At 61.5% G+C, this 20,242-nt stretch carries 18 protein-coding genes; 9 read left to right on the top strand and 9 right to left on the bottom strand.

Annotated features, from left to right (window positions below):
* The 7 genes from JV201_RS01295 to rfbB all read right to left on the bottom strand — a co-directional run.
* On the bottom strand, nt 1-450 hold a 450-nt coding region (locus JV201_RS01295), incomplete at its 3' end, for a thioesterase domain-containing protein (RefSeq protein ID WP_219406402.1).
* Nucleotides 451-477: 27 nt separating this feature from the next.
* On the bottom strand, nt 478-1,863 hold the full coding sequence (locus JV201_RS01300) for a sigma-54 dependent transcriptional regulator (protein WP_003213224.1): 1,386 nt from the start codon (nt 1,861-1,863) through the stop codon (nt 478-480).
* Complete coding sequence (locus JV201_RS01305; RefSeq protein ID WP_023659335.1) at nt 1,860-3,668, bottom strand: ATP-binding protein; 1,809 nt, start codon at nt 3,666-3,668, stop codon at nt 1,860-1,862. Before JV201_RS01305 ends, JV201_RS01300 begins: the two co-directional genes overlap by 4 nt.
* A gap of 36 nt (nt 3,669-3,704) precedes the next feature.
* A complete protein-coding gene (rfbD, locus tag JV201_RS01310; protein ID WP_219406403.1) occupies nt 3,705-4,586 on the bottom strand; it encodes a dTDP-4-dehydrorhamnose reductase in 882 nt (293 codons plus the stop codon).
* Nucleotides 4,583-5,128, bottom strand: coding sequence for a dTDP-4-dehydrorhamnose 3,5-epimerase (gene rfbC / locus JV201_RS01315; protein ID WP_003213229.1), 546 nt, complete (start codon nt 5,126-5,128; stop codon nt 4,583-4,585). Before rfbC ends, rfbD begins: the two co-directional genes overlap by 4 nt.
* On the bottom strand, nt 5,125-6,000 hold the full coding sequence (gene rfbA, locus JV201_RS01320; protein WP_003213231.1) for a glucose-1-phosphate thymidylyltransferase RfbA: 876 nt from the start codon (nt 5,998-6,000) through the stop codon (nt 5,125-5,127). Before rfbA ends, rfbC begins: the two co-directional genes overlap by 4 nt.
* Complete coding sequence (gene rfbB / locus JV201_RS01325) at nt 5,997-7,079, bottom strand: dTDP-glucose 4,6-dehydratase (RefSeq protein WP_003213232.1); 1,083 nt, start codon at nt 7,077-7,079, stop codon at nt 5,997-5,999. The genes rfbA and rfbB overlap by 4 nt, the downstream gene beginning before the upstream one ends.
* A gap of 180 nt (nt 7,080-7,259) precedes the next feature.
* On the opposite strand from rfbB, the gene JV201_RS01330 reads away from it, so the two are divergent.
* The 4 genes from JV201_RS01330 (at nt 7,260) to JV201_RS01345 (ending at nt 12,742) form a co-directional block, all read left to right on the top strand.
* Nucleotides 7,260-10,169: an aminotransferase gene (locus JV201_RS01330; protein WP_219406404.1), complete on the top strand. Its 2,910-nt coding sequence runs from the start codon at nt 7,260-7,262 to the stop codon at nt 10,167-10,169.
* A 125-nt stretch (nt 10,170-10,294) separates the two neighbouring features.
* The gene (gene aguB / locus JV201_RS01335; RefSeq protein WP_219406405.1) at nt 10,295-11,173 is read left to right on the top strand and encodes an N-carbamoylputrescine amidase; all 879 of its coding nucleotides are present in this window, start codon (nt 10,295-10,297) and stop codon (nt 11,171-11,173) included.
* A 6-nt stretch (nt 11,174-11,179) separates the two neighbouring features.
* The gene (gene aguA, locus JV201_RS01340; protein ID WP_102367900.1) at nt 11,180-12,286 is read left to right on the top strand and encodes an agmatine deiminase; all 1,107 of its coding nucleotides are present in this window, start codon (nt 11,180-11,182) and stop codon (nt 12,284-12,286) included.
* Nucleotides 12,287-12,529: 243 nt separating this feature from the next.
* Entirely contained in the window at nt 12,530-12,742 is a 213-nt protein-coding gene (locus JV201_RS01345; RefSeq protein WP_177067108.1) for a hypothetical protein, read from the top strand.
* Between the two features lie 169 nt (nt 12,743-12,911).
* Here the strand turns inward: JV201_RS01345 and JV201_RS01350 are convergent, their stop codons facing one another.
* On the bottom strand, nt 12,912-14,984 hold the full coding sequence (locus JV201_RS01350; RefSeq protein WP_219406406.1) for a TonB-dependent siderophore receptor: 2,073 nt from the start codon (nt 14,982-14,984) through the stop codon (nt 12,912-12,914).
* Between the two features lie 225 nt (nt 14,985-15,209).
* On the opposite strand from JV201_RS01350, the gene JV201_RS01355 reads away from it, so the two are divergent.
* A complete protein-coding gene (locus JV201_RS01355) occupies nt 15,210-15,917 on the top strand; it encodes a DsbA family protein (RefSeq protein WP_219406407.1) in 708 nt (235 codons plus the stop codon).
* Nucleotides 15,918-16,189: 272 nt separating this feature from the next.
* Nucleotides 16,190-17,476 (top strand): OprD family porin, encoded by a 1,287-nt coding sequence (locus JV201_RS01360; protein WP_003218115.1) that lies wholly within the window; start codon nt 16,190-16,192, stop codon nt 17,474-17,476.
* A 72-nt stretch (nt 17,477-17,548) separates the two neighbouring features.
* Here JV201_RS01360 and JV201_RS01365 read toward each other — a convergent pair whose 3' ends face one another.
* Nucleotides 17,549-18,322 (bottom strand): alpha/beta fold hydrolase, encoded by a 774-nt coding sequence (locus JV201_RS01365; protein WP_177028481.1) that lies wholly within the window; start codon nt 18,320-18,322, stop codon nt 17,549-17,551.
* A 259-nt stretch (nt 18,323-18,581) separates the two neighbouring features.
* Here JV201_RS01365 and JV201_RS01370 point away from each other — a divergent pair, with 259 nt between their 5' ends.
* From JV201_RS01370 to JV201_RS01380, 3 genes are read left to right on the top strand one after another with little or no spacing between them, the layout of a single operon-like run.
* Nucleotides 18,582-18,797 carry a 4-oxalocrotonate tautomerase family protein gene (locus JV201_RS01370; protein WP_003218111.1) on the top strand — a complete coding sequence of 72 codons (216 nt, stop codon included), beginning with the start codon at nt 18,582-18,584 and terminating at the stop codon, nt 18,795-18,797.
* A complete protein-coding gene (locus JV201_RS01375; protein WP_219406408.1) occupies nt 18,794-19,444 on the top strand; it encodes a DsbA family oxidoreductase in 651 nt (216 codons plus the stop codon). The genes JV201_RS01370 and JV201_RS01375 overlap by 4 nt, the downstream gene beginning before the upstream one ends.
* A gap of 31 nt (nt 19,445-19,475) precedes the next feature.
* On the top strand, nt 19,476-20,186 hold the full coding sequence (locus tag JV201_RS01380) for an SDR family NAD(P)-dependent oxidoreductase (RefSeq protein ID WP_003218108.1): 711 nt from the start codon (nt 19,476-19,478) through the stop codon (nt 20,184-20,186).
* Nucleotides 20,187-20,242 lie beyond the last annotated feature (56 nt).

Below are 20,242 nucleotides of genomic sequence, written 5' to 3' on the forward strand. Positions count from 1 at the left end.
GTGCAGGACGTACTGCCCGGTAAAGGCCACGGCCCGCTCTTCACTGCCCTCGTTGACGATCCACGTCTCCAGCGCCAAGCGCGCCCGGCCATAACGCTTGTAGGTGGCGACGAATCGCTTCCACACCTTGTCATCAGGTGCCTGGCAAATCGCCGTCGCATCGGTGGTCACCGGCAGCGGATAACTGATCTGCCCTTCCTGAATCACGATATGCCCGTCTTCAATCCCTTCCTCACGCAACTGCAAATGCAGCCAGCCCCAACCTGCCAGCACGGCGCCGCAATACAGGCTGCCGCCAAACATGGTGCTCTTGTGGTTGATGTTGGCGTCGAGCGGCAAGCGCAGTTGCAGCTGCCGGTTCTGCCAGTCGATAACCTTGAGGCCCATTTCCCGGGTCAGGGGAATGTCGTGGTGAAGGATCGATTCCAGGTAACGGCTATCGCGACTCATGGTGGCCTCGTGGCAGGGGGAAAAGGGTCATTCGTCGTCGGCGTGACTGTTGCCGCTGTCGGCGAAGTTCAGCCCGTGCTTGCGCAGTTTGTCGTGCAGGGTTTTACGCGGCACGCCCAATGCCTCGGCGAGGCTGCGCATGGAATTGTGGGTGCGCGCCAGTTCGGCGGCGATCAGGCTTTTTTCAAACTGTTCGACCTGTTCGCTCAAGCCGCCGGGCGTGCTGGTGAGGATCCCCGGCGAGGGGCTGTCCGGGGTGCTGTCCAGCGCCAGTTCAAGGCCCAGGGCGAAACGCTCGGCGGCGTTTTGCAGCTCGCGGACATTGCCCGGCCAGCTGTGACGCAACAACAGCGCGCGCTGGCCCGGTTGCAGCTCTTTCATCGGTAGCCCGTGGCGCGTGCTGGCTTCGTCGGCAAAGTGCTGGAACAGCATCAACGCATCCTCACCCCGTTCGCGCAGCGGTGGAATGCGCAGCGGCGCAACGTTGAGGCGGTAATACAAGTCCGCCCGGAAGCGCCCCTGGTCGGCGGACTGGCGCAGGTCTTCCTTGGTGGCGGCTATGATGCGGATATCCAGCGGGATCAGTTGGTTGCCCCCCAGACGCTCCACTACACGCTCCTGCAACAGCCGCAGCAGCTTGACCTGCACATCCAGGCTCATGCTTTCGATTTCGTCGAGAAACAGCGTGCCGCCGTTGGCGAATTCGAATTTGCCGATGCGCCGCTTCTGGGCGCCGGTAAAGGCACCGGGCTCATGCCCGAACAACTCGCTTTCCACCACCGACTCGGCCAGGGCGCCGGCGTTGATCGCCACAAACGGGCCGCTGCGGCGGTTCGACAGATCGTGCAGCGCACGCGCTACCACTTCCTTGCCGGCACCGGTTTCACCGAGGATCAGCACATCAGCCTTGGTCGCCGCCAGCGCGCCAATCTGCTCGCGCAGGCGCAGCATTTGCGGGGAGTGGCCCACCAGGCGTGTACTCAATTGCTGACGGTCGCTCAGGGCCAGGCGCAGGCTGCGGTTGTCCAGCACCAGACGGCGCAGGGCCAGGGCGCGGCGCACGCTGTCGAGCAGGGCGTCGCTGGCGAAGGGTTTTTCCAGGAAGTCATAGGCGCCGGTGCGCATCGCCTGCACCGCCAGTGGCACGTCGCCGTGGCCGGTGATCAGCAGTACCGGCAGCTCCGGGTCCTGGGCGTGGAGTTCCTTTAACAGTTCCAGGCCGTCCATGCCGGGCATGCGGATGTCGCTCACCACAACCCCCGGCCAATCCCGGGACAGGCGCGCGGTCAGGCCCTGGGCTTCGCCGAGGGTCAGGACTTTCAGCCCGGCCAGGTCCAGGGTCTGGCACAGGGCCTGACGCAGGTGTGGATCATCGTCGATCAACACCACCTGAATCTGGTTATCGATACTCATACACTGCGGTCCTCGGACGGTTGCAGACTGACACCCGGTGCTCCGGCGCGCAGTTTCAAGGTTAACAGTGCGCCGCCTTCCTTGTGGTTGGCGAACAACAGTTCACCGCCAAAGGCGCGCATCAGGGTGTCGCAGATCGCCAGGCCCAACCCCAGGCCCTGGGTGCGGGTCTTGGTGGTGTAGAAGGGCTCGCTGGCGCGGCCCAGGGCTTCCATGCAGAAACCCGGGCCGTTGTCGCGAATGTACAGGTTGACGCCCTGTTCGGTGGTTTGGGCACTCAGCCAGAGTTTGCGCGGCGGGCCTTTTTCGGTCAGGGCGTCCAGAGCGTTGGCCAACAGGTTGCCCAGCACCTGGCGCAGGCGGGTTTCGCCGGCCGCCACCCACAAGGTGGCCTCGGGCAGGTCGCGGATCAGTTCCACTTCCATTGCCCGCCGCCGCTTGGCCAGCAGCGCCAGGGCATCGTCCAGGGCCGGTTGCAGGGCCACGCTTTCCGGCGCATGCCGGTCGCGCCGGGCGAAGGCGCGCAAGTGGGCGATGATCGAAGCCATGCGCCCGGTCAACTCGCTGATCAGCTTGAGGTTGCCACGGGCGTCGTCGGTGCGCTCATGGTCGAGCAAAATCCCGGCGTTTTCCGCGTAGCTGCGAATCGCCGCCAACGGCTGGTTGAGTTCATGGCTGATACTCGCCGACATGGTGCCCAGCGCCGACAACTTGCCGGCCTGCACCAGGTCATCCTGAGCCCGCACCAATTCCTGCTGGGCATGTTCGCGTTCCAGCACTTCCTGTTTCAGGCGCCGGTTGAGGCCTTCCAGGTCGCTGGTCCGCTCGATCACGCGCATCTCCAGTTCGCGACGGGCCTTGGCTTCGAAGGCGATGCGTTCCAGGTAGTGACGACGGCGCTGCATCATCAGGCCGAGCAACAGCATCAGCACCAGCAAGGCGGCGCCACCCACCGCGACCACGGTGCGCACCGGGCGGCTGATCAAGGTGCGCGGCGCGAGAATCTCGACTTTCCAGCCGGTTTCGGCGATGTCGGTGGATTGGCGCACCCACGCCGTCGGGCTGAGGCTCAGCGGCTGCGGGTCGCGGGTCGGATAGGGCTGGATGGCGATGATGGCGCGGCGTTCTTCATCCGTCAGCGGCCGGGTGGCACGGAAGCGCCATTGCGGGCGCGAGGTCAGGATCACCACGCCGTTGTGGTCGGTGACCAGCAGTTGTTCGGGGGTGTTGCCCCACAGGCTTTCGGTGTGGTCCAGGTCGACCTTTACCACCAGCACACCGATGATCTTGTCACCATCTCGCACAGCGGCGGCGAAGAAGTAACCGCGTTTGGCCGAGGTGGTGCCCAGGCCGAAGAAGCGCCCGAGGCGCCCGGCCATGGCTTCGCTGAAGTAGGGGCGAAAGGAAAAATTACGCCCGACGAAGCTGTCCTGCTTGTCCCAGTTGGACGCGGCGAGGGTCTTGCCGGTGGTGTCCATCAGGTACATCACTTCCACCCCGGCCTGGGCGGCAACGTCCTTGAGCAGATGGTTGGCATTGACCAGGTTGGTGCTGACGTGAGGCGCGTCGATGGCGGTGCGCAGGGCCGGCAGGTCACCGAGGATTTGTGGCAACACTTCGTAGCGGTGCAGGGTGCCCAGCAGGTTGGCGACGTACAGGTCCAGCGTCTGGCGGTTCTGACCGGCCAGTTCGTTGCGGTAATAACGCTCGGCCAAGTGCTCCAGCGGCCACAACAGCGGTGCCAGGCATAGCGCCAGCAATGCCAGGCTGCGCCAGCGGGGTCTTCGCGGAAGGGGTGGAGTCATGGGAGTCATGCGCCTGTGGGTACAGGCGCATTATGCCTAGTGCTGCTCGGCAAGACACTCGCGCAATGCGTCATGCCACTGCGGTTGCGAGACATGCCATTGCTGTTGCAGGCGGCTGCAATCGAGGCGCGAGTTCAGCGGGCGCCTGGCCGGCGTTGGATAGGCGCTGGAGGGAATCGCTTCCAGCTCGGCGCAGGCACGACCGTTGGCCCGTAGTTGCTCGCCGATGGCCTGGGCAAAGCCGAACCACGAGGTCTCGCCCTGGGCCGTCAGGTGGTAGACACCCCAGTCCCCGGCCTGGCCCGCCTGCCAGCGCTCGATCAGTGCGCGGGTGCTGTTGGCGATGGTCCCGGCCCAGGTTGGCGCGCCGATCTGGTCGGCGACGATGCGCATCAGCGGTTTTTCCTGCAGCAGGCGTTGCATGGTCAGCAGGAAGTTCTTGCCGTGGGTCGAGTAGACCCAGCTGGTGCGCAGGATCAGGTGTTCACCGCCGACGGCCGCGATCGCCTGTTCGCCCGCCAGCTTGCTTGCGCCATAGACGCCCAGCGGGTTGGTTGCGTCGTCCTCGTTGTAGGGGGCGGCCTTGCTGCCGTCGAACACGTAGTCGGTGGAATAGTGAATCAGCGGAATGCCCAGTGCCTTGGCTTCCTCGGCGAAAATCCCGGGCGCGGTGGCGTTGATGGCGAAGGCCACGTCCGGCTCGCTCTCGGCTTGATCGACGGCCGTATGGGCGGCTGCGTTGATGATCAGGCCCGGGCGATGGGCGCGTACTTGGTCGCGGACCTGCTCGGGACGGGTCAGGTCAAGCTGGTCGCGGCCCAACACGACCAACTCGCCCAGGCCCTGGAGGCGCTGTTGCAGCTCCCGGGAGACCTGGCCGTGTTGGCCGCTGATGAGGATTTTCAACGGGCTGTTCATGGGAACAGGTCGGCTTCTTTCAGGCTTTTACCGTTCTGGTCCTTGGCGGACAAGGTTGGCGTGCCGGTCAGTTGCCAGTTGATGTTGAGGTCCGGATCGTCCCAGCGAATGCAGCGTTCTGCCGAGGGCGTGTAGTAATCCGTGGTTTTGTAGAGGAACTCGGCGTAGTCGCTGAGCACCACAAAACCATGTGCAAATCCCGGTGGAATCCACAGCTGGCGATTATTCTCCGCGGATAAATGCACGCTGGCCCATTTGCCGAAAAGTGGTGAGCCGCGACGGATATCCACCGCCACGTCCAGCACTTCACCGGCGGTTACACGCACCAGCTTGCCTTGAGCGTGTTCCACTTGGTAATGCAGGCCACGCAGCACACCCTTTTGAGAGCGCGAATGGTTGTCCTGCACAAACTCTTGTTGCAAACCGGTCGCCTGGGCGAAAGCCCGGGCGTTGAAACTTTCATAAAAAAAGCCGCGCTCATCGCCAAAAACCTTCGGCTCGATGATCAATACACCGGGCAGTTCAGTGGCGGTTACATTCATTTAGTTTCCCCAGCGAGAGTGAACAAGTACTGACCATAGCCGGTTTTGCCAAAATATTTGGCCCGTTCCAGTAAATGATCACGGTCGATCCAGCCGTTCTCGTAAGCGATTTCTTCCAGGCACGCCACTTTCAGGCCTTGGCGGTGTTCGATGGTCTGAACGTACGTCGAGGCTTCCAGCAGGCTGTCGTGGGTCCCGGTGTCCAGCCAGGCAAAGCCACGGCCGAAGCGTTCTACGTGCAGGTCGCCGCGCTGGAGGTAGGCGTTGTTGACGTCGGTGATTTCCAATTCGCCGCGCGGCGATGGCTTGACCGCCTTGGCGATCTTGATCACGTCGTTGTCGTAGAAATACAGGCCGGTCACCGCGTAGCTCGACTTTGGCTTGGCGGGTTTTTCCTCAATGGAAAGTGCGCGGCCTTCGCTGTCGAAATCGATCACGCCGAAACGCTCCGGGTCCTTCACCCAGTAACCGAACACCGTGGCACCAGATGGGCGCTCTGCAGCAGTGCGCAGTTGGTCGCCGAAATGCTGGCCGTGGAAGATGTTGTCGCCCAGGATCAGGCACACCGGATCATCGCCGATGAACTCTTCGCCAATCAAGAACGCTTGTGCCAGGCCGTCCGGCGACGGTTGTTCGGCGTAGGTAAAACGCACGCCAAACTGGCTGCCATCGCCCAGCAGGTTGCGGTATTGCGGCAGGTCTGCCGGGGTTGAGATCACGAGGATTTCCTTGATCCCGGCCAGCATCAGCACCGAGATCGGGTAGTAGATCATCGGCTTGTCATACACCGGCAGCAGTTGCTTGGAAACACCCAGTGTAATGGGGTGCAAACGGGTGCCGGAGCCACCGGCCAATACGATTCCCTTCATCATGCGATCAGATCCTTAAAGTCAGTGTTGCCCAGTCGTTCACCCTGATAACTGCCGTCCTGGACCCTGCGGCACCATTCCAGGTTATCGAGGTACCACTGCACGGTTTTGCGCAGGCCGGTTTCAAAGGTTTCTTCGGGCACCCAGCCCAGCTCGCGTTCGATCTTGCTGGCGTCGATCGCGTAGCGCTGGTCGTGGCCCGGGCGATCCTTGACGAAGGTGATCAGGTCAGTGAATTTCTCCACGCCCGCCGGGCGTTGTGGCGCCAACTCTTCCAGCAGGCCGCAGATGCTGCGCACCACATCGATATTCTTCTGCTCGTTGTGACCGCCGATGTTGTAGGTCTCGCCTACCACACCTTCAGTCACCACTTTGAACAGCGCGCGGGCGTGGTCTTCGACGAACAGCCAGTCGCGCACTTGCAGGCCATCGCCGTACACCGGCAACGGTTTGCCCGCCAGGGCGTTGAGGATCACCAGCGGGATCAGCTTCTCGGGGAAGTGGAACGGGCCGTAGTTGTTCGAGCAGTTGGTCAACAGCACCGGCAGGCCGTAAGTGCGCTGCCAGGCGCGTACCAGGTGATCGGACGCGGCCTTGCTGGCCGAGTACGGCGAGCTTGGGGCGTAGGGCGTGGTTTCGGTGAACAGGTCATCGACGCCGTGCAGGTCGCCATACACTTCATCGGTGGAGATGTGGTGGAAGCGGAAGGCACTCTTGGCCGGCTCTTCCAGCTTCTGCCAATAACCGCGTGCGGCCTCCAGCAAGCTGTAGGTGCCGACGATATTGGTCTGGATAAAATCCGACGGGCCGTCGATGGAACGGTCCACATGGGACTCGGCCGCCAGGTGCATGATCGCGTGGGGCTCAAAGCGCGTCAGTATGGCGCTGACGGTGGCCTGGTCGATGATGTCGGCCTGGACGAACTCATAACGGCTATCGCTGGCGATGCTGGTCAGCGACTCGAGGTTGCCTGCGTAGGTCAGTTTGTCCAGGTTGAGCACTTCGTGCTCGGTGTGTTGAATCAGGTGCCGGATCAGAGCGGAACCGATGAATCCGGCGCCGCCGGTGATGAGAATGCGCATGTCGGAAGCCCTTTTCCTTAGACGGACATTAAGCGAATGGAGCATAGCTTGAGTTGTGGCGCGAGACGGTGCAAGGCCCGATGGCAATTTGCGTGCCGAAACACCTTATTTGCAGGGGTTGCGTAACCCCCTTCAACAATGGCGATATAGGCGCCTGATAAAAACACTAGGGGTCTTCACATGTTGCTCGCCACGTTGATTCATCGCGCCAGCCTGCCATGCCCGCAAGTCGGGCCTGTGCCTGCGACGCAGCTACTTGAGCAGCATTACGGCCTGGGTGGGGCGTTGCGGTCCCTCGGCAGCCAGCAAGACCTCAACTACCGTATCGACAGCGAGCGTGGCCGTTTTGTGCTGAAAATCTGCCGGGGCGACTACGCCGCCGTCGAGTTGCAGGCCCAGCACGCAGCTTTGAAGCATCTGCAGGGCCATTCGGATGTACGGGTGCCCAAGGTGATCTCGTCGCTCGGTGGCGAAGAACTGCTGACCGAGGCCGTCGCCGGGCAAACCGTGCACCTGCGGTTGCTGGATTACATCGACGGCCAGCCGCTGACCCATCTGCCCCATCTGGGGCGCGAGGTGATCGCAGGCTTCGGCGAACTCTGCGGGCGGATGAGCCAGGCGCTGGCCGACTTCGAGCATCCGGGCCTGGAACGTACCCTGCAATGGGACCCACGCCATGCCCTTGAGCTGATCACTCATTTGCTGTCGACCCTCGAAAACCTCCCGCATCGGGCCGGGCTGGAGCGCGTGGTGGAGCAGGTAGGGCAGCGTCTGCTGCCGTTGGCCGACCGCCTGCCCTGGCAAGCCGTGCACATGGACATCACCGATGACAACGTGGTCTGGCAGCGCGATGCCCAGCGGCATTGGCAGATTGAGGGCGTGATCGATTTTGGCGACCTGGTGCGCACCTGGCGCATTGCCGACCTGTCGGTGACCTGCGCGGCGCTGCTGCATCATGCCGAGGGTGATCCGTTCGCAATCCTGCCGGCGATCCAGGCGTGCCACCGGATAACGCCGTTGCAGCACGAAGAGTTGCAGGTGTTATGGCCGCTGATTGTCGCGCGGGCCGCGGTGTTGGTACTGAGCAGTGAACAGCAGCAACGCCTGGACCCGGATAACGCCTACCTGTTGAAGAATGCCGAGCATGAGTGGGAAATTTTCCACGTAGCCACCTCGGTGCCCTTTGAATTGATGGAGGCGGCGATCCTGAACTGCGTCGGTGCCGAATTGCCGCCGATTGTCGGTGAAGGCTTCGCGCCTTTGTTGCCGGGGCTCGTTGGGCGTGAATTCGCGTTGATCGATCTGGGCGTGCTCAGCCCGCATTTCGAGGCCGGTAACTGGGAGCAGGAGGGCATTGATCGCCGATTGCTGGAACAAGCGGCCGTGGTCCATGGCCTGGCAGCCAGTCGTTATGGTCAATACCGTCTGTCCCGCACCCAACCCGACAGTGCCGTCGAGCCCGACACCTTCGCGCTTCACGTAGAACTGCACATGCCCTTGGGCGCCACGGTGGAAGCACCGTTCGCCGGCACCTTGCGCTATGGCGCCGAAGGCCTGCTGAGCCTGCATAGCGCCCAGTTGAGTGTTCGGTTGTGGGGCGTGAACGCCTTGTTGAAGCACGGCGCCGCAGTGGTCAAAGGCCAGGTAATCGGCGACGTGGTCGCGCCGCTGACAGTACAACTGTGCCGCGCCGAGCTTGAGCCACCGCTGTTCTGCACGCCTTCCCGGGCGGCGGCATGGCAAACGCTCTGCCCATCCCCGGCCACCTTGCTGGGACTGGCCTGCGACGCCGAGCCGGAGCTGGACCCCGAAGCCCTGCTGGCGCGTCGGGATGCCAGCTTCGCCCGCTCGCAGAAGCACTATTACGTCGACCCGCCGCGCATCGAGCGCGGCTGGCGCAACCATTTGATCGACATGCAGGGCCGTTCCTACCTCGACATGCTCAACAACGTCGCCGTCCTCGGCCACGGTCATCCGCGCATGGCCGAGGTGGCGGCGCGGCAATGGTCGCTGCTCAACACCAACTCGCGCTTCCACTATGCGGCGATTGCCGAATTCTCCGAGCGTTTGCTGGCGCTGGCGCCGGACTCCATGGACCGGGTGTTCCTGGTCAACAGCGGCACCGAGGCCAACGACCTGGCGATTCGCCTGGCCTGGGCCTACAGCGGCGGGCGCGACATGCTCAGCGTGCTGGAGGCGTACCACGGCTGGTCGGTGGCGGCGGATGCGGTGTCGACTTCGATTGCCGACAACCCCCAGGCCTTGAGCAGCCGCCCGGACTGGGTGCACCCGGTGACCGCGCCGAATACCTATCGCGGCGAGTTTCGCGGGCAGGACAGCGCCCCCGACTACGTACGCAGCGTGGAACACAACCTGGCGAAAATCGCCGCGCAGAATCGCCAGCTGGCGGGTTTCATTTGCGAGCCGGTGTATGGCAATGCCGGCGGGATTTCCTTGCCGCCCGGTTATTTGCAGCAGGTGTACGCGCTGGTTCGTGAGCAGGGCGGCGTGTGCATCGCCGACGAAGTGCAGGTGGGCTACGGCCGCATGGGGCATTTCTTCTGGGGCTTTGAAGAGCAGGGCGTGGTGCCGGACATCATCACCATGGCCAAGGGCATGGGCAATGGCCAGCCGTTGGGCGCGGTGATCACCCGCCGGGAAATCGCCGAGGCGCTGGAGGCCGAGGGTTACTTCTTCTCCTCATCGGGAGGCAGTCCGGTGAGTTGCCGGATCGGCATGGCGGTGCTGGATGTGATGGAGGAAGAAAAGCTGTGGGAAAACGCCCAGGAGGTGGGCGGACACTTCAAGGCGCGGTTGGAGGCGCTGGTCGAGCAGTATCCATTGGTGGGCGCGGTGCATGGTTCCGGGTTTTACCTGGGGCTGGAATTGGTCCGCGATCGACAGACCCTGGAACCGGCCACCGAAGAGACTGCGCTGCTGTGTGACCGACTGCGGGAGCTGGGGATCTTCATGCAGCCCACCGGCGACTACCTGAACATCCTCAAGATCAAGCCGCCGATGGTCACCTCACGGCACAGTGTGGATTTCTTCGTCGACATGCTGGCGAAGGTTCTGGAGGAAGGCTTGTAACAATAAACTCGATTGTTATCGGTAAAATTTGATCATTTTTCGATGAGCGGATATCTATTAGCTTCAAAAGCCGATTTTTATCCGCTATAAAGGCGTCCACTTGCCCGCCGCCGAGGAGATGATTCATGAGCCGTATCGTTACCGTTGCCGCGACCCAGATGGCTTGTTCCTGGGACCTTGATGCCAATCTCGAAACCGCTGAAAGGCTGGTGCTTGAGGCCGCCGCCAAGGGCGCGCAGATCATCCTGATCCAGGAACTGTTCGAGGCCCCGTACTTCTGCCAGAAGCCGAACCCGGACTACCTGCAACTGGCGACCACGGTTGAAGATAACGTCGCGATCAAGCACTTCCAGAAGGTCGCCCGGGAACTGCAGGTGGTGTTGCCCATCAGTTTCTATGAACTGGCCGGCCGCGCGCGTTTCAACAGCATTGCGATCATCGACGCTGACGGCTCCAACCTCGGGATTTATCGGAAAAGCCACATCCCGGACGGCCCGGGCTACCATGAAAAGTATTACTTCAACCCCGGCGACACCGGCTTCAAGGTGTGGAACACCCGCTACGCGAAGATCGGCGTGGGCATCTGCTGGGACCAGTGGTTCCCGGAAGCCGCCCGCAGCATGGCGATGCAAGGCGCGCAAATCCTGTTCTACCCGACCGCCATCGGCAGCGAGCCCCACGACAAGACAATTTCGTCCCGTGACCACTGGCAGCGGGTACAGCAAGGCCATGCCGGCGCCAACCTGATGCCGCTGATCGCCAGCAACCGCATCGGTAACGAGGAGCAAGACGGCTACGACATCACTTTCTACGGCTCGTCCTTCATTGCCAATCAGTTCGGCGAGAAAGTAGAAGAACTCAACGAAACCGAAGAAGGCATCCTGGTGCACCGCTTCGATCTCGATGAACTTGAACACATTCGCAGCGCCTGGGGTTCGTTCCGCGACCGCCGTCCGAACCTGTATGGTGCGCTTAAAACCCTCGACGGTTCCCTGGAGTCCTGAATCGCCATGACCACTTTGCACAGCACCCCCCGCGCCGACGGCTTCTACATGCCTGCCGAATGGGCGCCACAAACCCAGACCTGGATGATCTGGCCCGAGCGCCCGGACAACTGGCGCCTGGGCGGCAAGCCGGCGCAGGCCGCCCATGTGGCGGTGGCCAAGGCCATCGCACGTTTTGAACCGGTGACCGTGGCGGTCTCGGCCGGCCAGTACGAAAACGCCCGGGCGCGCCTGGACGTGCCGAATATTCGCCTGGTGGAAATGTCCAGCGACGACGCCTGGGTCCGCGATACCGGGCCGACCTTCGTGATCAACAACAGCGGTGAAGTGCGCGGTGTGAACTGGGACTTCAACGCCTGGGGCGGTTTTGATGGTGGCTTGTACTCGCCGTGGAACCGCGACTCCCAGGTGGGCGGCAAGATCCTCGAGATCGAGCGCAGCCCGCGTTATCGCACCGAAGGGTTTGTGCTGGAAGGCGGTTCGATCCACGTCGACGGCGAAGGCACCCTGATCACCACCGAAGAATGCCTGCTTAACCGCAATCGCAACCCGCACCTGCAGCGTGAGGAAATCGAAGCGGTGCTCAGCGCCAACCTGGCGGTGGATAAGATCATCTGGTTGCCGGATGGCCTGTTCAACGACGAAACCGATGGGCATGTGGATAACTTCTGCTGCTACGTACGCCCGGGCGAAGTGTTGCTGGCCTGGACCGACGACCCGCAAGACCCGAACTATGCGCGCTGCCATGCCGCCATGGACGTACTGCAAAGCAGCACCGACGCCCAGGGCCGCTCGTTCACAGTGCATAAAATGCCGATCCCGGGGCCGCTGTACGCCACCGAGGAAGAATGCGCAGGCGTGGACCCGGTAGACGGCACCCAGGAGCGCAATCCCACCGTGCGGTTGGCCGGTTCCTACGTCAACTTCCTTATCGTCAACGGTGGCATCATCGCGCCGAGCTTCGACGACCCGCTGGACAGCCGCGCCAAGGAGATTCTGCAGAACCTGTTCCCGCAGCATGAAGTGGTGATGGTGCCTGGCCGCGAACTGTTACTGGGGGGCGGTAACATCCACTGCCTGACCCAACAGCAGCCGGCGCCGCACAAAAACTGAGTGCACTTGTAACAGCCTGGTGCCGGGTTTAACGGCAATCGAGTGCGCCATGTTTTGCGCGCTCACAGCAAGCCCGCGGCCCGTCAGGTTCGCGGGCTTTTTTGTGTGCAAGTGCCGACAAACCGGGCACATTGGCATAGCTCTTGTATCGCTGTTGCGACACACAGCACGGTGTATGACTAAGCGGTTCTGTCATAAACCTTGAGTAAGTTAGCCGCTCATGCCGTCGGAGAGAGCGCTGAAATGAATGCCGATATCAACCTGATGTACACGCGCACGTTCCACCCTTTGCGGGTGAACGGTGACGCGATCCACGCGCTGGCGCTCTGGTTGAAGGCGAACGGTTCGCGGCAGATCAGGACGCCCGACCCGCGCCGGCTGATGAGCGAACGGTACCCGGCGGGGCTGTTCAGCGAGGACGAGGTGCAGGCGTTGTGTGAATTGATGCAAGGCTGACGGTTGTTTTCAATGTTGCACTGGACCTTGTGGTGAGGGAGCTTGCTCTCGCTGGGCTGCGCAGCAGCCCCAAAACAGATCATTGAGTTCTATCTGAAAAAACACAGTCGCCTATTTTGGGGGCGCTTCGCACCCCAGCGGGAGCAAGCTCCCTCGCCACGCAAGCCTGTTAGAAACTGTAGGTTCCGGTCACCACCAGGCTGCGCGGGTCGCCGAACTGAATCTGCGCCGCACTCGTCGCTGACGCGTAGTATGTCTTGTCGCTGATATTGTTCAGCGCCGCCCGCACATCCCATTCCTTCTGCCGAAACCCGGCCAGTGCGTCCCAACGCCCATAGCCCGGCAACAATACCGTGTTGGCGTTATCCGCATAGCGCTCACCCACCAGCGTCAGCCCGGTTTCCGCGTACCAGCCCATCTCCGGTTTCCAGGTGACGAACAGGCTCGCGTTGCGCTTGGCCACGTCGCTGATGCGCTTGCCTTCAAAGCCATTGTTGTCTTTCACCACCGTGGCGTCCTGCAGGCCGACGCCACCGCGCACGTACCAGTTGCCGATGATCTTGCCGGTAGCGGTCAACTCCACGCCACGGGAACGCTGCTCGCCGCTGAGCAGGGTGATGGTCGGGTCCAGCGGGTCGCGGGTGCGGCGGTTGTAGAGCTCCAGTTCATACACCGCCAGGGTGGTGCTCAGGCGGTCGTCGAGCCAGTCGCTCTTGACCCCGATTTCCTTCTGTTTGGTCAGCTCCGGGCTCAGGTCGTTGGCGTTGCCCGTGGCATTGGGCGTGATGCCGATCAGGCCGCCGCCGGTCGGCGAGAACGTCTTGCTCCACGAGGCATAGAACGAATGGTGTTCCAGCGGCGTCCAGACCAGGCCCACGCGCGGGCTGGTGCTGTGGCTCACGACCTGTTCCGAGGCGTTGGTCAGTTTGTTGGTGGACTCCACATCAAAGCGGTCATAGCGCAAACCGGCGAGCAGTTGCCATTGATCGTTCAGGCGCAGTTGGTCCTGCACATACACGCCCTGGCTTTGCGCTTCGGTGTGACTGCTGCTGAATGCCGGCAGGCGACCGTAGTGGCGCAGGTCCGGGTTGGGGTTGTACACATCCACGCTCGGCACAGCGGCGAGCGGCGCTCGATAGAGTTTCGGGTCACGGCGCTGGTTGCCCAATTCCACTCCGGTGAGCAAGCGATGCTCCAGGCCGAAGGTGGTGAAGCCGCCTTCCAGTTCGACGTTGTTGAGGATGTTGCGGGTGGTCAAGTCCTGCTGCCAGCGCTGGCGCCCGACCTTGCCGGTTTTTGGGTCGTAGCTGACGGCGTAAGTGTTATCGAAGTCGCTGTCTAGGGTGAACACGCCCAACGTATGGCGCAGTTGCCAACTGTCGTTCAGCTCATAGGCAAGCCGCGAACGCAGGGATTGGGACGTGTCGTCGATGTAATCGCGCTTGTCACCATAAGTGGTGCCGCGGCTGACATCCGCCGGCCGCCCATTGACCCCGGGAATGCCCCGGTCCGGCGTGCGGTTGTAGCGGCTGTATTCGTACTGCACCAGCCAGTTCAGGTCGGGGCTCAGTTGCCAGCTCATGGACGGCGCAAACAGTTGGCGATTGCCGCTGACGCCGTCGCGGAAACTGTTGTTGTCCTGGTTGCCCATGTTCAGGCGCAGGCTGATGGTGTCGGTGGGGTCGGTGCTGAGGTCGGCGTACAGGCTGCGCAAATCATTGCTGCCGCCCTGGGCCTCGATGCTGGAGGCGCGACCGGCCTGGGGCAGCTTGCTCACACGGTTGACGATGCCGCCCTGGCCGCCGCGGCCGTACAACACGGCTGCCGGGCCCTTGAGTACTTCGATGCGTTCGATGTTGTGCAGGTCGCGCACGTATTGGCTGTCGTCGCGAACGCCGTCCAGGTAGAAATCGTTGCTGGCGTCAAAGCCGCGGATGCGCAGGCTGTCGAACCGTGTGTCGGCGCCGCTGCTGACGTTGGGTATACCGCTCAAGGCCTGGCCCAGGTCATTGGTGCCGTAGGAACGCAGGTTGTCGGTTTTTACCGAGTCGATGGCCTGGGGCACATAACGCACGGGTGTGGCGGTGCGGGTGGCGGTGCTGGTTTCCTTGACGCGCGGGTCGTCCTCGTCAGCTTCGGCGCTCACGGAGGTTTCCGGCAGGACAGTGGCAGCGCAGGTAAATCCGGCAGACAGCAGAACAGAGAGCCCAAGGGTCATGGGCGTCAGGCGAAGGGCAGGCATCGGGGTGTGTCCAAAAAGGTTGGCAGGATAAAAGTGCGTTAATGGTAATGCTTACTATTTGCGCAGGTTATCTATTCCTAGGCGGACCTTTCTGAAAAATGTTACGGCGTATGTTTTTCAAGGGTATTCGACCGATTCTCGAAACAGTCTGAAAGCCGATCCGGGGTTTTTCCCAATTGTGCGTAAGACTAATCTGCCGGTCATCAACATCCATCGGAGCCCGTCATGTCGGCAGCCACACTTCACTACATTTACGACCCGCTGTGCGGCTGGTGTTACGGCGCCGAGCCGCTGCTGAGCGCCGCCCGGAGCGTGTTATCGATCCAGTTGCATGGCGGCGGCATGATGACCGGCGCGAATCGCCAATCCGTATCGCCGCAGTTGCGTGACTACGTAATGCCCCACGACCGGCGCATCGCCGAGTACACCGGGCAACCGTTTGGCGAAGCGTATTTCGAAGGTTTGTTGCGGGACCACGGTGCGGTGTTCGATTCAGCCCCGCCGACCAGCGCCGTGCTGGCCGCAGAAAAAATCGCCGGTCGCGGGCTGGAATTATTGGCGCGTTTGCAAACGGCGCACTACGTCGAAGGTCGCCGAATTGCCGATAAGGACGTGCTGCTGACCCTGGCCGAATCCATCGGTTTGGATCCCCAAGCCTTCACCGCCGCTTTCAGTGAAATCCTTGGCGCAGCAACTCAAGCGCACATCAATGACAGCCGCCAATGGCTGGCAAAAGTCGGCGGCCAGGGCTTCCCCACACTGGCCCTGGAGCAGAATGGGCAACTGCAATTGCTCGATATCAGCCCCTGGTTGGGCAAGCCAGAAGCCTTCGTTGAGTGGCTGAGACAAAGAGTCGCAATTTCGATTCAACCCACCCAATCGAGTGCACCAATGTGTGGCCTGCAGGGGTGTGCAGATCCAAGAAGCGCTTGATAGAGCCTTGCGCGATGATGGCTATTTAATGTTTCTTAGACTTTTTTAGCCTAAATACAGAAGATTCACGAAATTGACACACAGTAAAGGGCGCGGATAGGATTCGCCCCAACGCCTGTGGCTAACCGCCATGACTTCCCCAATAAAAAAAGGCCCGCGGCATTTCACGTCGTCCGCGGGCCTTTTTTTATCTGGGAAAGTCGACACCAGAAAAGCAACACGGAGCCTGGTGTCACAGCGCGTACTCAACCAGTAATAAGGAATATAAGAAAATGTTGAAGCAACGGATGGGGCTGATCGCTCTGGGGATTTTGAGCGCTACGCAAGCAATGGCTGACGACCAATCCCAATCGAAGGGTTTTGTTGAAGACAGCCACCTGAACATCGCGGCACGCAACGCGTACATCAGCCGCGACTACAAAAACGGCAAGCAAGACAAAGCCGAATGGGGCCAGGGCTTCATCGGCAAGTTCGAATCCGGTTTCACCCAAGGCACCGTTGGTGTGGGTGTGGACGTGATCGGCCAATACGCCATTCGCCTGGATGGTGGTAAAGGTCGCAGCGGCGCTGGCGGTATCGACTTCTTCAAGCAAGGCGACAGCGGCGAAGCGGCCAACGACCTGGCCAAGGGCGGCGCTGCCGTCAAGGCACGCATCTCCAACACCGTGATCAAGTACGGTGATCAGATGCCAGCCGTGCCGGTCCTGGAATACGACAACTCCCGCCTGTTGTCCGAAACCTATACCGGTACCTCGATCGTCTCCAAGGAAATCGCCGGCCTGCAACTGGACGCTGGTCACTTCACCAAGGAAGCTCGCAAGAGCGCCGAGGGTTCCGACAGTGGCGCGCTGAAAAGCATCGACTACATCGGCGGTAGCTACAAATTCACCGAAAGCCTGTCGGCAGCGCTCTACGCTTCCAACATGCAGGACGTGCTGAAGAAGCAATACGTCAACGTCAACTACGTGCTGGCCCTGCCAGAGAAGCAATCGTTGACCTTCGACTTCAACGGCTACAAGACCAAGCTCGACCGTAGCTTCGCCCTGGAAAACCAAGGTGACGCCGACGCTCGCGACAACAAAATCTGGAGCCTGGGCGCCACGTGGGCCGTTGGCCCGCACAGCTTCACCGTGGCTCACCAGCGCAGCACCGGTGACACCGGTTACCTGTACGGCGGCTACCGCAACGCAGGCGGGATCGGCGACGGTGGCAACACCATCCTGCTGGCCAACTCCTACTGGTCTGACTTCAACGGCAAGGACGAGCGCTCCTGGCAAGCAGGCTACGGCCTGGACTTCAGCGCCTTCGGCGTGCCTGGCCTGACCTACAACATCGCCTACGTGCGCGGCACCAACATTGACGACGGTTCCAACCGCGGCAGTGGCACCGAGCGTGAAATCTTCAACCAGTTCAAATACGTAGTACAGAGCGGCCCGGCGAAAGACCTGAGCCTGCGTGCCCGTGCGTCGTGGTTGCGCGTTTCCAACAACGCCAGCAACTACAACGTGGGTGGTAACGAGATCCGCCTGTTCGCCGACTACCCAATCAACGTTTTCTAATTGATTCGGCGTCGCGCCTGATTCAAGGCGATAAAAAACCCCGACTGGTTCGGGGTTTTTTTATGCCTGCGATCAGCGCTTGCTGGCGGCTGCGATGATCACATCTGCGACCTTTTGCGGCTGCGACAGCATCGGCACATGGCTGGTTTGCACCACGGTGGTGGTGGCATTGATTTTCTTCGCGTAGGCCTGCTCCAGGCCCGGGTCGATCATGCGGTCCTTGGCGGCGACGATGTAATAGTTGGGTTTGGTTTTCCAGGCGGCGACCGTGATTTTATCGTCGAACGCCTTGCCCAGAATCGGCCCCTGGGTCACGGCAATCAGGTTGGCCTGGTCGGCAGGCAAGTCCTGGGCGAAGTTTTTCGCCACGGACGCGGCGGGCAAATACAGGTAGCCGGAAGCGTCGGCACTGATGGTCTCGATACCCGGCGGGGTTGGGTAGCCTTTCTCGGACTCGGCAGAACTCTGGCCCTCGGACGGCGCGAACGCGGCCACATAAACCAGTGCCTTGACCTTGTCGCTGGTGCCGCCCTGTGTGATCACACTGCCGGCCCACGAATGGCCCACCAGAACCACTCGCCCACTCTGGGCATCAATCACCCGCTGGGCGGCGGCCACATCATCGGCCAGGGACGTCAGCGGGTTTTGCACCGCCACCACCTTCAAGCCTTTGGCCTGCAACAACGGAATCACCTTGTTCCAGCTGGAGCCATCGGCAAAGGCGCCGTGCACCAGCACCACGGTGGTGTCCGACAGCGCCGGGGTGGCGGCATAGGCCTGGCCGGTGAGCATCGCGGCGGCCATCAGTGTAGGCAGCAACAGGGTTTTGAATGTGGATTTAAGCATGTGGGGCACGTCCGTAAGTGAGGGGTTATCGGCCAGCACTCAAGGCGTTTGCAGCCTGCCTTAAGCCTGTAGGCAAGACGCGCGGGGAGGGCGGTTATTCCAGGGAGCAGTAAAAAAAACGCAGCGCCGGACGTCTCGATTGATTACATAGCATCACTAATGAAGTACTCCGACCCACCTTTATCCACCTCAAGCAACCTCTTAAATTGGCCTCACTGCCTGCCCACCATGTCGATGGGTAAGTCACTGGAGCCTTGTCATGCCATTTGTCAGCGTACGTATCACCCGCGACGGCGTTACCTCGGAGCAGAAAGCCCAGGTCATTGCCGAGATCACCGAAACCCTCGAACGCGTCCTCAACAAACGCCCCGACCTGACCCACATCGTCATCGAAGAAGTCGACACCGATAACTGGGGCTACGCCGGCATCACCACCACCCAGTACCGCAAACAGCTCGCGGAAAATCCGTCATGAGCACGCCTGTCACCATCGACTTCATCTCCGACGTGGTGTGCCCGTGGTGCGCCCTCGGCGCCACCGCCCTGGAGCAAGCCATCGGCAACCTTGCGGGCGAAGTGAAGGTTGAACTGACCTTCAAACCCTTCGAACTCAACCCCGACATGCCGGCCGAAGGCGAAAACGCCGTTGCCCACATGATGCGCAAATACGGGCGCAGCGCTGAAGAAGTTGCCAGCGGCAAAAGGATGTTGATGGAGCGGGGTGCGGCCATCGGCTTCACCTTCGACCTGGAAAAACGCAGCCACTTCTACAACACCTTCGACGCCCATCGGTTGCTGTTCTGGGCGTTGCAGCAAGGGCGCCAGCTCCAGCTGAAAAAGGCGCTGTTGCGCGGGTATTTCAGCGATGGCCAGAACGTCAGCGATCACGAAACCCTGGCGGGTCTGGCCGCCGAAGCCGGGCTGGATATTGAAGGCGCACGACGGGTGCTGGGCTCTACCGCCTACGCCAATGAAGTGCGCGAGCTGGAAGCGTTCTACCGCGAGCACGGCATCAACTCCGTACCGGCCATGGTCCTCAATGGCCGCCAGCTGGTCTCCGGGTCGCAATCCGTCAGTTACTACGAACAGATGCTGCGGGAAATGTCCGCCGCGGCTGCTTGAACCATCCCATTTTCCATATAGAGGTTTCATCATGAGCAATTCGAAAAAAGTCGTTGTGATTACCGGTGCATCCCAAGGCCTGGGAGCTGCTGCAGTGAAGGCTTACCGCGAGTTGGATTACCGCGTGGTTGCCACCTCCCGGTCGATCAAACCGTCGACGGATCCGGACATCCTCACCGTGGCCGGCGACATCGCCGACCCGGCCACCGCCGAGCGCGTCATCCGCGAAGGCGTAGCGCGTTTTGGCCGCATCGACAGCCTGATCAACAACGCCGGGATCTTCGTCGCCAAACCGTTCACCAGCTACACCCACGAAGACTACGTAAACGTGTTGGCGGTGAACCTGAACGGGTTCTTCTACATCACCCAACTGGCGATTACCGAGATGCTGAAACAGGGCGCCGGGCACATCGTCAACATCACCACCAGCCTGGTGGACCACGCGATTGATGGCGTGCCGTCGGTGCTGGCCTCGCTGACCAAAGGCGGGCTGAACTCGGCGACCAAATCGCTGGCGATTGAATACGCCAAGCGCGGCATTCGCGTGAACGCGGTGAGCCCAGGGATTATCAAAACGCCGATGCATGGGGAAGAGACGCATGCGGCGTTGGGCAGCCTGCATCCGGTGGGGCACATGGGTGAAGCGCGGGATATTGCGCAGGCGATTGTGTACCTGGAATCGGCTGGGTTTGTGACCGGGGAAATTCTGCATGTGGACGGTGGGCAGAGTGCTGGGCACTAAGCGAAGCGGTTGAACGAAAAACGCCCCGGACAGTGATCGTTCGGGGCGTTTTTTGT

This window comes from Pseudomonas sp. Colony2 (assembly GCF_019382755.1).
In the GTDB taxonomy this organism is placed as follows: Bacteria; Pseudomonadota; Gammaproteobacteria; order Pseudomonadales; family Pseudomonadaceae; genus Aquipseudomonas.